This window comes from Shewanella sp. HL-SH4 (assembly GCF_051164845.1).
Taxonomy (GTDB): Bacteria; Pseudomonadota; Gammaproteobacteria; order Enterobacterales; family Shewanellaceae; genus Shewanella; species Shewanella glacialimarina.
Map to the genome: position 1 here is coordinate 3,017,418 of NZ_CP195037.1, position 14,466 is coordinate 3,031,883.

Genomic DNA, 14,466 nt, shown 5'->3' on the forward strand with positions numbered 1-14,466 from the left:
TGGTAATGATTAGAAGCTAAAAAGTTTGTTGTGATTAAGCAGGTGCGTGGCGACTATTTTACTCAGTACTGGCGGTATTTGATAAAAGTGTCGCGCAAAATCACTTTCACAGTATTGTGTTATCAATAGACCTTGCCTGCTGAGAAACTCCAATTTTAACGAGCTTTCTTCGATAGACATGTTGAAAATAATGCTTAAATGTTCAACGGTTAATCCGCCATGAACATAAATTTCTGCGAGTGCAAAGAGAGATTCTTCATCTAAACTTTTTAGTGCGTGGGTGTCGATAGTGAAAATATCTTTTGAGTTGAGATCGCTAAGTTTAGATACCTTATGCTCATCAATAGATTGCTTTAAAATGAATAAAGCGAGTCTAGGCTGGCCTTGGCAGATTTTCATTAAGGTTTTGGTGTGGGACTCTAGGGCGTTTAACTCTATGGTGAGAGCTGAATCGCCTTCATTCTCTTGTGTGTTATTGCTTTCATGCGGTAAATTTATACCCATATCAGGTAAGTAAAGCGTAAGAAATGTGGTTAGTTCAGTCTGAGTAAAATACTTAAGCTGAACTACGGTCTTAATAAAATGAGTAATTTGATATTGCGAAGAGAGTCTTTGCCATACATAGGTTTCACACCCCATAATCCAGCAATGCCTTTGCCTGGTTTCCATTAATATAGTCGCTAATGTTACCAAAGCTTGATAACTGCCCATTCGGCGCTGCATTAATCGATGAATGTCATCCAGGAAAATAATATGTTGAGGCTGTGCATTGATTAATCTAATGGCATCTGTAATTGATTGGGGCTCATTTTGGATATCAAAACAATCATATAAAGTGGCGATAGCTTCTTTTGAAGACAGCGGCGCTTTACAGAAGCTAAGCCATAATAGTGGCTCAGACTCCGGTTGCCCGCGAATAATATTCTGAATAAAAGTACTGACACCTGCTCCAAAAGGGGCAATGATCGCGCTCAATTCACCTTGATTATCACGCCATAACTCAATGGCGTTGTTGATTTGATCTATAGCTTGTTCTCGCCCGATAACATGGTAAATATCCGTATTTACTGAATAAGAGATCTGTTGTTTGAGCGGGCTTCTAAGCCCATGGTGTCGATAGGTTTGCGCAATGGCTTTTAAGGATAACGTATTTGTCGGCTCTGACTCTTGCTCTGTAGCGGCACTATTAGGGTTGATATAGGTTAGAAATTGTTGCCACTTACCAAGAAGTGCATCGATAGTCATTGCCATAATGTTATCCATTTGATCAAGCCATTAGTAAGCAGCATCTGATCCAACCTCTAAAAAGTAAATCGAATTAACAGGTATAACGTTTTTCATTACGTCAGAATAAGTACTATAACAGTAAATTAACGCTGGCATAGAGTGCTAGTTGTGATTGTTATTATTACCAATTTACTGTGATTATAGGTTATTACTGCTGGCAAGTATGATTAATAAATGAGTATAGCTATCTTAATGACTAATCGATAACGGTTTAGCAGATAAAACGATGTAATGACCCCGTAGGCTATTTGTTCATGGAAAGTGAAGTTAAAGCGCTACTTTCGTATGAATTGACTCGCTGATTGATCATTGTTTAGCGTATACTTAATTTTTATTTTTTTATTGAAAAATTAACCTTGATGATGCCATTCAAATCTGCTTTTTCGACACTGTTATTATTAGCTAGCTTAACCCATCAGGCTTATGCAGCAACAGCCGTTGCGTCTTCTCAGCAACAAGAGCTAGCCGCAGGTAGTGCTATGCTGGTGGACCTTAACACTAATGAAGTTTTATATTCGAGTAATATTAATCATCAAGTTCCCATCGCATCTGTGACTAAGTTGATGACTGCAATGGTGGTATTAGATGCTAAATTACCTTTAGATGAAATGATTACCGTAGATATTCATCAAGCTCCAATTATGCGTAATGTTTACTCCAGAGTTCGAGTTGGCAGTGAAGTTAGCCGTGAAACCATGATGCTGATGACGTTAATGTCTTCAGAGAATCGTGCAGCAACAGCGCTTGCCCATCATTATCCTGGTGGCTACTTTGCTTTTATTGATGCAATGAATGCCAAAGCGAAAGCATTGGGTATGGAGCAAACTCGTTATGCAGAGCCAACAGGTTTATCTGCTGATAACGTCTCCAGTGCAAAGGATTTGGTTATTTTGCTACAGGAAAGTCAAAAATATCCTTTATTGGGCAAGTTAAGTTCAACTGAGAAAAAACACATTATTTTCAATAAGCCAAGATACAATCTTGACTTCCAGAATACTAACAAGTTGGTATTTAAAGACGGTTGGAATATCGCGCTAACTAAGACTGGCTATACCAGCAAAGCCGGTCATTGCTTGATTATGTTGACCGAAATGAATAAGCGAAAAGTCGCATTTGTGGTGCTTGATACCTTTGGCAAATATACCCATATAGCAGATGCTAGCCGTCTTAAAAAATGGTTAGAAACGGGTAAAGTAACCCCAATTCCTGCATCGGCTAAGGCATATAAACAACAAAAGCAATTGGCCAAATCTAATAGCTAAACATCAGTAGCTAAAGTCCAAAAGTGGGTGGTTGAGCATTTTGTAATGGGCACATTTAGTTGACCTGTTAAGCATTGCAGCTACGACAGTTTATTAACTAGGTTTTGTCGTGAGCCTTAACTTGTGGTGACCTTATAATATTGCATTATTGGGTGAAAGCATTTTAAGGCTCTCATTATTTATCGGTCTGGTAAATTAAATTAATACTTATATTTCATTAAAATACACCTAAAAGTACCTAGGTGTCACAATTGTACCTGCTTGTTTTCCTGTTTAATCAATCTATGATAACCACATAGTGTGAATGAGGAACCGTAATGCAAAGTAGTAATTCTAACGATGTTGATATCCCAGAGATTAATCCTTTAAAGTCGATAAAAAGTGACTCAATTAACATGGACTTTAACCAACGTGTGGTTATTGATACTAATCAATTGGGCTGGGATAAAAGCCCCGCGAAGGGCGTGTGGCGTAAGCGTCTTGCTAGAGAAGAAGCTGAGCAAGGCCATGCAACCAGTATCGTTAAATATGATGCGGGTGCCCGTTTTTCATCACATCCACACCCATTAGGCGAAGAAATTCTGGTTTTATCTGGCGTGTTTTCTGATGAGACTGGCGATTATCCAGCGGGCACATACATTCGCAATCCCGAAGGTTTTAGTCACGCCCCTTTTAGTTTACAGGGCTGTGAATTACTGGTTAAGTTGCACCAGTTTCAACCATCAGATTTAAAGCAAGTTCGTATCGACACTCAACACGCGCCTTGGTTACCGGGCCAAGGTCAGTTGCAAGTAATGCCGTTACATCAGCATCTAACTGAATCCAGTGCGTTAGTTTTTTGGCCTGCAGGATGTCAATTTCAACCACATCGTCATTTTGGTGGTGAAGAAATATATGTTATCAGTGGCGAGTTTATTGATGAACACGGCCATTATCCTGCTGGGACCTGGCTACGCAGTCCGCACTTAAGTCAGCATAATCCCTATGTTGAACAGGATACGGTTATTTGGGTCAAAACAGGGCATTTATAACGGATATAACGCGTCATTTGTGATAAATGTTAGTTTGTTGCTTTTAAAGTATTATTTTTAACGATATATTAACTTAACATGCATATTTAGGATGTAATTTAGCAATGGATGCTTTTACTCTTCACGTATCAACCGCAATAGTCAGTGCGATGATGGCTATCAGTTTACTGGCATTTTATGTTGTTGGTCATCGCCAGCGCAGCTTAATAGATTGGAGCATAGCTGGTGGATTATTTTTTGTCAGTAGTTGCATTGGCTTACTTTCTTACTCTTTCCCTATTCCCTATTGGCTTGGCCCTAGCTTAGCTAATGCATGTTATATATTAGCTCATCTTGGTTTACTTGCCGGTATCAGACGGCAGCTTCAGCTTACCCCTCAGTGGCCATCAATGATATTGATCGCTGTAATTGTGTTTTTAATGCATTACGTTCCAGGCTTTTTAGAGTCACTGACATCTAGGTTGCTTTATATATACCCTTTGTTAATGCTTATTAATATCTGTACTGTTTTGACCATTATATTGGCGGCTAAATCTAGAAAGCTTCACGCTATTTATTACCCTTTTCTGTTTGCTGAATTGATATTTTTTGGACAACAATTTGTTCGATTTATATTTGTAGCTTTTGATAAACAATTAACCTTAAGTGCTGCGGGGAATCGCGTTTTACAATCGTCAGGCACTTTGGCTGTGTTCACTTTTTTAATCTTGATAACATTATCGTGTTGTTTAATTGTATATCGTCAACAACAACTCAAATTGCAAGATGTGACTCAGGTTGATCCATTAACAGGACTGTTAAATCGCCAAGCTTTACCCCATCGAGCCAAACAAGTTTTTGAGTTAGGTCTTTATCAAAATGCCCCTATGGCCATTATGATTGTTGAGATTGATTCACTACCTCATATAAGTGAACAATATGGCTACGGTGGTAGTGATATTGTTGTTAAGCATGTCGCCAGTGTTTTAGAGTTTACGGCTCATATTAATAGCGGCATTTTCAGACAGCATGATAATAAGTTTGTCTTGTTGTTTGAAGAGACTTCAACGGATCAATTACAACGGTTAACCGTTAGATTAAAAGAGAAAGTGGCTAATTTAGTCATTAAACCATTGCACGATGACCTGAGAGTTAATATCAACATTGGTTTTGCGATGCAGTCAGACAATGACCATAGTTGGCAAATATTAATGCAACAAGCAGAACGTGTCTTGAAGCAACCCATTCAGCAAGTTAATACTTCTCAGGCCGCTAGTTTACAAGAGTTGAATGTCGATAGATTTGGTTTTATTGCGCAACAGAATTAACTTAGCTTAATGCTCTCTGCTAGTCTATCCAAGTATTGTTATAACTTAGAGAGTTCGTTTGATAAACATTACCGTTTCAATTATTCGATGATTGATCAATAGTGACTCATAGCAGGCCTGAGTATCGGCCTGCTATGAGTCACTTGGGGGAGTAAAGAGGACTTTCTAAGGATATAAAGTAATGATTACTCTGTATCGTAGTCAAGCACAGGTGATAACCAACGCTCGGCTTCGGCTAAGCTCATGCCTTTACGTTTTGCGTAATCTTCTACTTGGTCTTTACCTATGTTAGTAACTCCAAAATAGCGGGATTTTGGATGGGCAAAATACCAACCTGATACTGCCGCTGTAGGGAACATTGCATAGCTTTCGGTAATATTTAAGTCGATAGTTTCATCTGGTTTAAGTAAATCCCATAATAGGCCTTTTTCAGTATGATCAGGGCACGCCGGATAGCCTGGTGCTGGACGTATACCTTTGTATTTTTCACGAATAAGTGATTCGTTATCAAGCACTTCATCAGCCGCGTAACCCCAAAACTCTTTGCGTACTCGCTCATGCATGCGTTCAGCAAACGCTTCTGCTAAACGGTCAGCAAGGCATTTAAGCATAATGGCATTGTAGTCATCGTGATTGGCTTCAAAGCGTGCCACATGCTCATCAATGCCATGGCCTGTAGTTACAGCAAAACCGCCCATGTAGTCAGCGACACCAGAATCTTTTGGCGCAACAAAGTCCGATAAACAGAAGTTGTCGTTGCCAACTCGATCTAATTGCATACGTAAATGATGGGTAGTCATTTCTACTGTGGTTCTGCTTTCATCGGTATACAGTTCAATATCGTCATGGTTGACTGTATTAGCAGGGAATAAACCTATTACCGCTTTAGCCGTTAGCCACTTTTCACTGATGATGGTTTCAAGCATGGCTTTACCATCAACAAATAATTTACGTGCTTCTTCACCGACGACTTTATCCTCTAAAATATCTGGATAGCGGCCGTGAAGTTCCCAGCTTCTAAAGAATGGTGTCCAATCGATACGCTCGACTAAATCTTCCAGTGGATAATCATCAAAAACTTGGCGGCCTAACACATTTGGCGTGAATGGAGTGTAGTTTTCCCAATCATGTTTACAGCGATTTTCGCGGGCAACCTCAATTGGCACAATGGTTTTACGTTTAGTTTGCGATAAACGTTTTTCACGCATGACATCATATTCAGCATATTCTGCATCAATAGTCGCCTGGCGTGTTTCATTGTTAATCAGCTTAGACACCATAGGCACTGCGCGCGAGGCATCGGCAATATAAATGGCGCCATGCGGATAATGCGGCGCAATTTTTACAGCCGTGTGAATTTTAGAACAAGTCGCTCCGCCGATGATGGCTGGAATGGTCAGGCCTTCACGGTGGAAGGTTTTGACGTTATGTACCATTTCATCAAGGCTTGGGGTAATTAAGCCTGACATGCCAATAATATCAATATTATGCTCTTTCACCGCTTCAAGAATTTTATCAACCGATACCATCACGCCCAAGTCAACCACTTCATAACCGTTACAAGCCAAGACAACGCCAACAATATTTTTACCAATATCATGCACATCACCTTTAACCGTAACCATTAAGATACGACCGTTTGATTGGCCTTCAACTTTTTCTAGTTCAATATACGGGTTTAAAAAAGCAACCGCTTTTTTCATCACTCGAGCGGATTTAACCACTTGTGGCAAGAACATTTTACCAGCACCAAATAAGTCGCCGACCACATTCATGCCGTCCATCAGCGGCCCTTCAATAACATCAAGTGGACGTGCTGCTTGAAGCCTTGCTGCTTCAGTGTCTTCATCAATAAATTCGGTGATACCTTTGACTAGGGCGTGCGATAAGCGTTTTTCTACCGGCCAGCTACGCCATGCTAAATCTTCTTTTTTAGCCACTTGAGTGCCGTCGCCACGGTACTTTTCAGCCACATCTAATAATTGTTCTGTGTTGGTTGAATCTGCAACCGGGCAGGGCAGGTTCTGAACCACGTTTTCGACTTTTTGCTTTAAATCTGCATCAATATCATCATATATAGCCAGCTGCCCAGCGTTAACAATGCCCATGTCCATACCCGCTTGAATCGCATGGTATAAGAACACCGCATGAATGGCTTCACGTACTGGGTTGTTGCCACGGAATGAAAATGACACGTTTGATACGCCACCTGAAATCATCGCATAGGGTAATGTGGCTTTAATGTCTTTAATCGATTCAATAAAATCGACCGCATAGTTGTCGTGTTCATCAATACCAGTGGCAATAGCAAAAATGTTCGGGTCAAAAATAATGTCTTCAGGGGCAAAGCCGACCACATCAACTAATAAGCGATAGGCACGGGTACAAATTTGGGTTTTACGCTCTCGGGTATCGGCTTGGCCGTCTTCATCAAAGGCCATCACTATGGCTGCAGCGCCGTAGCGTTTGACTAGAGTGGCTTGTTTGATAAAGGCTTCTTCGCCTTCCTTCATCGAAATAGAGTTAACAATAGACTTGCCCTGAACACACTTAAGGCCGGCTTCAATCACTTCCCATTTTGATGAGTCGATCATAATAGGCACGCGGGATATATCGGGTTCAGAGGCGATTAAGTTTAAGAATTTCTTCATCGATTCAGCACCGTCTAGCATGCCTTCATCCATGTTGACGTCGATTATTTGCGCACCATTTTCAACCTGTTCGCGCACCACATCTAAGGCTTCTTCAAACTTTTCTTCTTTAATTAAGCGTAAGAATTTAGCTGAGCCGGTCACGTTGGCTCGTTCGCCGACGTTAACAAAGAGTGAGTTACCATCAATGGTTAATGGCTCTAATCCTGATAAACGACAAGCTACCGGAATGTCGGGTATCTGGCGTGGCTCATGATTGATCACTGATTCACGTATGGTATTGATATGAGCGGGTGTGCTGCCACAACATCCGCCTACAATATTCAGCATGCCTTCACGGGCCCAATCACTAATGACTTCAGCCATCTCCTCAGGAGTTTCATCGTAACCGCCAAACTCGTTTGGCAAACCTGCGTTAGGGTGAGCAGACACAAAACATTCAGCAATACGGGATAACTCTTCAACATAAGGGCGCAGTTCTTTTGGACCTAATGCACAGTTAAGACCGATAGATAACGGCTTGATATGACGCAGTGAATTGTAAAAACCTTCAGTGGTTTGGCCGGTCAATGTGCGACCAGATGCATCGGTAATTGTGCCTGAAATCATTACTGGCAAGCGATCGCCAAGTTGATCAAATACTTTCTCAATGGCAAATAAGGCGGCTTTGGCATTTAAGGTATCAAAGATGGTTTCAACCATAATGATGTCGGCGCCGCCTTCAATTAAGGCGGTAGTTGATTCAACATAGGCATCAACTAACTCATCAAAGCTAACGTTACGAAAGCTAGGGTCGTTTACATCTGGGCTGATTGAACAGGTGCGATTGGTTGGACCAAGCACACCCGCTACATAGCGGGCATAACCCGTTTGGGCGGCCACTTCATCGGCTGCTTCGCGTGCAACCCGGGCACCTTCTAAATTAATTTCAGCCGATAGCGACTGCATATCGTAGTCAGCCATAGCAATGGTGGTAGCGTTAAAGGTGTTGGTTTCAATAATGTCAGCACCGGCTAGCAGATACTTAGTATGAATATCTTTAATGATTTGACGTTGGCTAAGGACCAACATGTCATTGTTGCCTTTGACGTCGCAATGCCAGTCTTTAAATCTGTCACCACGGTAATCTTCTTCTTCCAACTTGTAGTCTTGGATCATGGTACCCATAGCACCATCGAGAATGACAATTCGCTCTTTTAGCGTGTTTGTCAGTTGTTCAAGCACTTGACTGTAGGAAGTTGACTTGGTCATAACGGATTACCTTTTTAATGCAGTGGCACGTTAACTTAATCGTGACATATTTATCTAACTAGCTATTTTGTTGAGAGTTAATGGGTAAATAATGAATAGCTGGCTCTCAACAAACAGAATTTTGTTTGGACATTTATACGTATAGACGTCCATAATACGCGAGTTGTTATCTTCAGGGCAAGGCAGAAAACCATGAAACATCTTCAATTGGTATTCCTGCGCCATGGTCACTGCCTTGGCGGTGAGATCCTGCGCGGTAAAACAGATGTAGCCTTGTCTGAGCAAGGTCAAATACAAATGCAACAAGCTTTTAATAGCTTAGCGCTATGCCCTGCTATTGTGTATTCATCCCCGTTGAGGCGTTGCGCTGTGTTTAGTGACCTTATCGCAAAACAACACCAGTTGCCCATAACCCTATTAGACAGTTTACAAGAAATTGATTTTGGCCAATGGGATGGTCAAACCTGGCAGGCATTATATAAGCTACACCAAGCGCAATTAGATGCATACTGGGCAAACCCTTGGCTGCATGACAACACGCCACCAGGAGGTGAGCACTTAGTTGATTTTAGTGCTCGAGTGAAGCAGGTATTAGTGAAAATTATTAGTCAGATGCTGAATTCGATTGACGGTGATGTTCAGGATGAGTCTTTTGCCACTGCAAAATTGACCAATGAAACTTTTGCAAGTGAATTACCCAATCAAGCACTTGTTGTGACCCATGGCGGGGTAATGCGTTGCATTATGGCACAACTTTTAGGTGCTGAAGGGCAGGCTGGTGTGTTTACGCAATTACAATTACCCTATGCCGCGTTGATGACAGTTGATGTATTTATTGATGCAGATGACTTACAAATGGCCACACAAGGCAGCTTATGTTTTGAAAAGCTCAGTTTTAGATTGAACTGGCCATCATTAACCACCAAAATAGAGCCGTTTTAATATAGTGTTGAGTATTGGGAATCGGGTAAGCCCGAACTGTCCCCGCAACTGTGATTGTTTGTCCTGCATATTATATGTCTGTGGCCAGCAAAAGTCAGATACCAGCTTGTCACTATTCATTTTTACGCCTGAGCGGGATACTCAGCGGAGCGTGTATGTTTGATCTTGTTCGTGCTTCCCCTATTAGCCATCTAGTTAACTTCGGCTTGTTTATGCTTGGCTTACTTAATCGTAAATCAAGCCATTGTCGAGGGCGTTATTTGTGAACTCCCAAAGTGTTGAAGCGCTAATGGCCGCTAATTCATCAGCATCGATACCTGCTTTAGTGGTTAATCAGCTGAGTTGGCGACATGATGATACTCAAATTTTAGCTGATATTAGTTTTAGCCTTACAGCCAATAAAATGCTTGGAATTATTGGCCCAAATGGTGCGGGTAAATCGAGTTTACTGCGCTGTTTATATCGCTACATTACCCCAAGTCGCGGAACAATATCCTTATTTGGTCAAGATATTAGTCAATTTCATGGAAAAGCTTTTGCCACTCAAGTTGCCGTAGTCCAACAAGATACTCCGCAGTTTTTTGATATGAATACCAGTCAATTAATTGCAATGGGTTTAACACCGCATAAAGGTATGTTTGATGGCTATACCGCCGAAGATAATCAGCTTATTAATGATGCCATCAATAAAGTGGGGTTAACTGATAAAGCGTTTTTGCAATATGGCCAATTATCGGGTGGTGAAAAACAACGAGCTTTGATTGCTCGAGCGATAGTGCAGCGCCCCCAATTACTGATTTTAGATGAACCAACTAATCATTTAGATATTCGTTATCAAATTCAAATTTTAGAATTAGTGAAAAGTTTAGGTATTACGGTCATTGCGTCTATTCATGATTTAAACCTGGCAAGTGCAATGTGTGACCACCTTTTATTACTCAATAAGGGCCTGCTGGTGGCGCAGGGATGTCCAACTGAGGTACTAACAGAAGCGCAAATTGGCGACGTATTTGAAGTGTGCTGCGAAGTTAAAAAACATCCGCAACATGCTAAACCGCTGATCAATTATTTTTATGGTTATGTGCCTCAAGATCACGCCAAAGCATTTGCCGTTAACGCATTAGTTTCCAATGGTAGCGAGGTTCAATTATGACCCCAGTTAAAGATCACCGTCGCTACCAATTTTTTCTGTTTATATTGGCTATATTGGCAGCAATGAGCCCGATTGCTGCGGCCAGCTTTGGTGCCGCCAGTATCAACTTTACCGATGTGTTATCGGCGATAATTCAACGACTGCCTTGGCAAGATGACTTGGTCTTTCATCCAGCAAGCATTACTGAACGGATTGTATTTGAACTGCGTTTTCCGCGTATTATGCTGGCTTTTGTTGCTGGAGCTGGCTTGGCCTTAGCGGGCAGCGTATTGCAAACAGTTACCCGCAATCCATTAGCCGACCCGTATTTGTTTGGCATTAGTTCTGGTGCATCATTTGGCGCTGTGGTGGTTTTTAGCCTGCTATCAAGCGGCTTATTTGCGCAGGCTGATTTACTTGCGCTTTCTTCTGGGCAACTCGCTTGGTGGAGTTGGCAAAATTTACTCCTGCCTATAGGCGCATTTGCGGGCGCAAGTTTGTCAGTACTGCTGGTGTTGAGTTTGTCTGGTTTAGGACGCAGTAGCCAAATTGAGCGGATGTTGTTATCAGGTGTGGCTACATCATTTTTATTTGGTTCCTTAACGAGTCTAGTGCTGTATTTTTCAAGCCCGCAAGCCACTGCCTCAGTGTTGTTTTGGACATTAGGCAGCTTTGCTAAAGCTAGTTGGGCTGGCGTGGTATTACCCAGTGTTATTGTGGCCAGCAGTTTAGTCATTATTTTAGTATTTAAACGTCAAATTGTTGCGCTGCAAGCCGGTGATGAAACCGCGCATACCCTAGGGGTTAATGTCGCCAAACTGCGTTTAAATATGTTGTTATTGTGCTCGTTGATCACCGCCATTTTAGTCGCAAGTTGTGGTGGCATTGGATTTGTTGGTTTGATGATCCCCCATTGTGTACGATTATTATTTCCAGGACGCCAGCCTATGGTAGTAACGGCCATGGTAGGTGGGCTGTTTATGGTTTGGATTGATGTTGTCGCTCGTTGTATTTTAGGCAATCAAGAGTTACCAGTAGGTATTATTACCGCAGCCATTGGCAGTGTATTTTTCTTATTTATTCTACGGCACAGGCGCTAATAGCTGAGTTAATAATAGCTTGAGTGTTAATGACGTTTTTTGATTTGTCAGTGATTCCCCTGACGAGGAGTGGTTATGTTTACCGTTGTGCCGGTTACTCATCAGTTTGATGCTATGATCCAACATAAGATTGATCAAAAAACTAAACCTCAGGGATCCCTAGGCTTACTGGAAGTATTAGTTAAGCAAATCGCTCAAATACAGTTTTCATGTGATCCTACAGCCACAAAATTACATATTAACCAGCCTGGTTTATTGGTGTTTGCCGGCGACCACGGTATTGCTAAGTACGGCGTGTCTATTGCCCCAAGTGAAGTCACCAGCCAAATGGTGGCTAATTTTGTTCATGGTGGCGCCGCAGTTAACGTTTTTTGTCGGCAAATGGGCTTTAATCTAGAAGTTGTAGATGCTGGTGTACTCGCTCCTTTGGGGTTAGATGGGATAACTGAACATCGATTAGGTAATGGTACCGAGGCGATTCATCTTGCACCAGCCATGATTATTGAGCAAGTCACACAAGGTTTTGAGGCTGCTAGTGAAGTGGTTGAACGACACGTATTGTCCGGTTGTAATGTCATCGCCCTTGGTGAAATGGGCATAGGTAATACCTCATCCGCAGCGGCAATGATGGCGGTGTTACTTGATATAGATGTTGAGCAATGCGTCGGGCGCGGTACAGGTATTGATGACAAGACCTATGCATTGAAAAAATCACTTATCAGTCAGGCATTAATATTACATCGTTCAAGTTTAACTTCTCCCCTGCATATTTTAGCGTGTTTGGGCGGATTTGAAATTGTGCAAATGACTGGGGCTATCTTGGCGGCGGCTGAGCGAAAAATATTAGTGCTAATTGATGGGTTTATCTCTACCGCTGCGGCATTAGTCGCTGTAAGATTACACCCTGCGGCTCGAGACTATTTAGTGTTTGCTCATCAATCAGAAGAACAAGGGCATAAATTAATGCTAGCGCATTTAAATGCTAAGCCTATTTTGTCCCTAGGATTACGTTTAGGGGAAGGAACGGGGGCGGCGTTGGCACTACCCATAGTACAAGCAGCAATCAATTTTTATAATGACATGGCCAGTTTCGAAGATGCTGGTGTTGATAATGTAGTTTAAGGAAAGTATGGCTAATCTATACCGTGGTTTAAGACAATTAAATCTATTTTTTGTGGCATTAAGTTTTTTTACTCGTCTTCCTATCCCATCATGGGTGGTAATTGATGCTGAAAAGCTCAACAAATCTAGCCGATTTTTTGGTGTAGTAGGCTTAGTGATTGGCTTAATCAGTGCCTTGGTATTTTGGCTAGTGCAACTTATTTTACCGGCCAGTATAGCGGTATTAGTGGCCATGGTCGTCGGTGTTATTGCCACCGGTGGCTTCCATGAAGATGGCTTAGCGGACACTGCAGATGGTTTTGGTGGTGGTTGGAGTGTTGAAGAAAAACTACTGATAATGAAAGATTCCCGTTTGGGAAGTTATGGTGCGTTAGCTATTGGTTTAGCGTTGTTATTGAAATGGCAGTTATTAGTGGAGCTAGCATTATATAGCCCAATGGCGGCAATTAGTGGTTTTATTGTGGCGCACACATTGAGCAGAGTGGTTGCCGCTAGCTTAATATTTAGTGAAAAATATGTCCGAGATGACAGTGGCAAATCTAAACCTTTAGCGCAGCATCAGTCGTTGAACGATTTGTTCATTCTGTTAGCCAGCGGTATTTTTGTATTGTTGTGGCTCAATGGTTTTGCTGCTTTTGCTTTGTTTATTATTCTTTGGGGTGTACGTTTTCTATTAGGCAGTTTATTTAGAAGCCAAATAGGCGGATACACGGGTGATACCTTAGGTGCCGCGCAACAAGTTAGCGAAATTGTGTGCTACTTGGTTATTTTGGCGGTTGGTTTAAGTTAGTGATCCATTTAGTACTCGGTGGAGCCAGAAGCGGTAAAAGTCGCTTTGCAGAGCAGCAAGTTGCCAATATTGTTAAGCCGCTACCGCAACATATGGACATCATTTACATTGCGACTGCTACAGCTGGTGATGACGAGATGAACGTAAGAATATCGCGTCATCAGCAGGATCGAATTACCAGTAAGCTGTTGTGGCAAACCATTGAAACACCATTGGCATTGGCTGATTGTTTAAACCAAATTGATAAAGCTAACCAGGTTATTTTAGTTGACTGCTTAACCTTATATTTAAGCAATCATCTATTATCTTTGGCACCAGAGCAATTACAAAACGGTATCCTATCTAGCTGGCAAATGGAAAAAAAGCAGTTACTGTCGACTTTGCCACAACTGCAATCTCATATTGTATTAGTCAGTAATGAAGTTGGGTCGGGTATTGTGCCAATGGGGGAACTGAGCCGTGAGTTTGTTGATCAAGCTGGTTGGTTAAACCAATCCGTTGCTTTATTGGCTGATCAAGTCAGTTTAGTCGTTGCCGGATTACCTCTTTCATTAAAAGCACCTAAATCCTAATGGCTATAGATAGCGCTCA

General features: G+C 41.7%; 11 protein-coding genes and 1 riboswitch. Of the genes, 9 read left to right on the forward strand and 2 right to left on the reverse strand.

Features of this window, described 5'->3' with window-relative positions; all coding sequences use genetic code 11:
* Window positions 1-9 precede the first annotated feature (9 nt).
* Window positions 10-1,251 carry a hypothetical protein gene (locus tag ACRWQL_RS14170; protein WP_434950647.1) on the reverse strand — a complete coding sequence of 414 codons (1,242 nt, stop codon included), beginning with the start codon at window positions 1,249-1,251 and terminating at the stop codon, window positions 10-12.
* Window positions 1,252-1,649: 398 nt separating this feature from the next.
* On the opposite strand from ACRWQL_RS14170, the gene pbpG reads away from it, so the two are divergent.
* The 3 genes from pbpG to ACRWQL_RS14185 all read left to right on the forward strand — a co-directional run bounded on the left by pbpG (window position 1,650) and on the right by ACRWQL_RS14185 (window position 4,887).
* A complete protein-coding gene (gene pbpG, locus ACRWQL_RS14175; RefSeq protein WP_434953389.1) occupies window positions 1,650-2,549 on the forward strand; it encodes a D-alanyl-D-alanine endopeptidase in 900 nt (299 codons plus the stop codon).
* 395 nt (window positions 2,550-2,944) lie between these two features.
* A complete protein-coding gene (locus tag ACRWQL_RS14180) occupies window positions 2,945-3,580 on the forward strand; it encodes a cupin domain-containing protein (protein WP_226415834.1) in 636 nt (211 codons plus the stop codon).
* A gap of 104 nt (window positions 3,581-3,684) precedes the next feature.
* Complete coding sequence (locus tag ACRWQL_RS14185) at window positions 3,685-4,887, forward strand: diguanylate cyclase domain-containing protein (protein ID WP_434950649.1); 1,203 nt, start codon at window positions 3,685-3,687, stop codon at window positions 4,885-4,887.
* A gap of 185 nt (window positions 4,888-5,072) precedes the next feature.
* Here the strand turns inward: ACRWQL_RS14185 and metH are convergent, their stop codons facing one another.
* Entirely contained in the window at window positions 5,073-8,789 is a 3,717-nt protein-coding gene (gene metH, locus ACRWQL_RS14190; protein ID WP_434950651.1) for a methionine synthase, read from the reverse strand.
* 192 nt (window positions 8,790-8,981) lie between these two features.
* Here metH and ACRWQL_RS14195 point away from each other — a divergent pair, with 192 nt between their 5' ends.
* The 6 genes from ACRWQL_RS14195 to cobU all read left to right on the forward strand — a co-directional run bounded on the left by ACRWQL_RS14195 (window position 8,982) and on the right by cobU (window position 14,447).
* Window positions 8,982-9,731, forward strand: a complete 750-nt coding sequence (locus ACRWQL_RS14195) for a histidine phosphatase family protein (protein WP_434950653.1) — start codon at window positions 8,982-8,984, stop codon at window positions 9,729-9,731.
* Window positions 9,724-9,855: riboswitch (cobalamin riboswitch) on the forward strand. It overlaps the preceding gene by 8 nt.
* 165 nt (window positions 9,856-10,020) lie before the next feature.
* Window positions 10,021-10,884, forward strand: a complete 864-nt coding sequence (locus ACRWQL_RS14200; RefSeq protein WP_434953390.1) for an ABC transporter ATP-binding protein — start codon at window positions 10,021-10,023, stop codon at window positions 10,882-10,884.
* Window positions 10,881-11,963, forward strand: a complete 1,083-nt coding sequence (locus ACRWQL_RS14205) for a FecCD family ABC transporter permease (protein ID WP_434950655.1) — start codon at window positions 10,881-10,883, stop codon at window positions 11,961-11,963. The genes ACRWQL_RS14200 and ACRWQL_RS14205 overlap by 4 nt, the downstream gene beginning before the upstream one ends.
* A 75-nt stretch (window positions 11,964-12,038) precedes the next feature.
* The gene (gene cobT, locus ACRWQL_RS14210; RefSeq protein ID WP_434950657.1) at window positions 12,039-13,085 is read left to right on the forward strand and encodes a nicotinate-nucleotide--dimethylbenzimidazole phosphoribosyltransferase; all 1,047 of its coding nucleotides are present in this window, start codon (window positions 12,039-12,041) and stop codon (window positions 13,083-13,085) included.
* Between the two features lie 7 nt (window positions 13,086-13,092).
* Window positions 13,093-13,875 carry an adenosylcobinamide-GDP ribazoletransferase gene (locus ACRWQL_RS14215; protein ID WP_434931286.1) on the forward strand — a complete coding sequence of 261 codons (783 nt, stop codon included), beginning with the start codon at window positions 13,093-13,095 and terminating at the stop codon, window positions 13,873-13,875.
* Entirely contained in the window at window positions 13,875-14,447 is a 573-nt protein-coding gene (gene cobU, locus ACRWQL_RS14220; protein ID WP_434950659.1) for a bifunctional adenosylcobinamide kinase/adenosylcobinamide-phosphate guanylyltransferase, read from the forward strand. The genes ACRWQL_RS14215 and cobU overlap by 1 nt, the downstream gene beginning before the upstream one ends.
* The last annotated feature ends 19 nt before the right edge of the window (window positions 14,448-14,466 follow it).

Coding starts and splice junctions, on each gene's coding strand:
- ACRWQL_RS14170 (WP_434950647.1), bottom strand. CDS start 1,251: ATGGCAATGACTATCGATGCACTTCTTGGTAAGTGGCAACAATTTCTA.
- pbpG (WP_434953389.1), top strand. CDS start 1,650: ATGCCATTCAAATCTGCTTTTTCGACACTGTTATTATTAGCTAGCTTA.
- ACRWQL_RS14180 (WP_226415834.1), top strand. CDS start 2,945: ATGGACTTTAACCAACGTGTGGTTATTGATACTAATCAATTGGGCTGG.
- ACRWQL_RS14185 (WP_434950649.1), top strand. CDS start 3,685: ATGGATGCTTTTACTCTTCACGTATCAACCGCAATAGTCAGTGCGATG.
- metH (WP_434950651.1), bottom strand. CDS start 8,789: ATGACCAAGTCAACTTCCTACAGTCAAGTGCTTGAACAACTGACAAAC.
- ACRWQL_RS14195 (WP_434950653.1), top strand. CDS start 8,982: ATGAAACATCTTCAATTGGTATTCCTGCGCCATGGTCACTGCCTTGGC.
- ACRWQL_RS14200 (WP_434953390.1), top strand. CDS start 10,021: ATGGCCGCTAATTCATCAGCATCGATACCTGCTTTAGTGGTTAATCAG.
- ACRWQL_RS14205 (WP_434950655.1), top strand. CDS start 10,881: ATGACCCCAGTTAAAGATCACCGTCGCTACCAATTTTTTCTGTTTATA.
- cobT (WP_434950657.1), top strand. CDS start 12,039: ATGTTTACCGTTGTGCCGGTTACTCATCAGTTTGATGCTATGATCCAA.
- ACRWQL_RS14215 (WP_434931286.1), top strand. CDS start 13,093: ATGGCTAATCTATACCGTGGTTTAAGACAATTAAATCTATTTTTTGTG.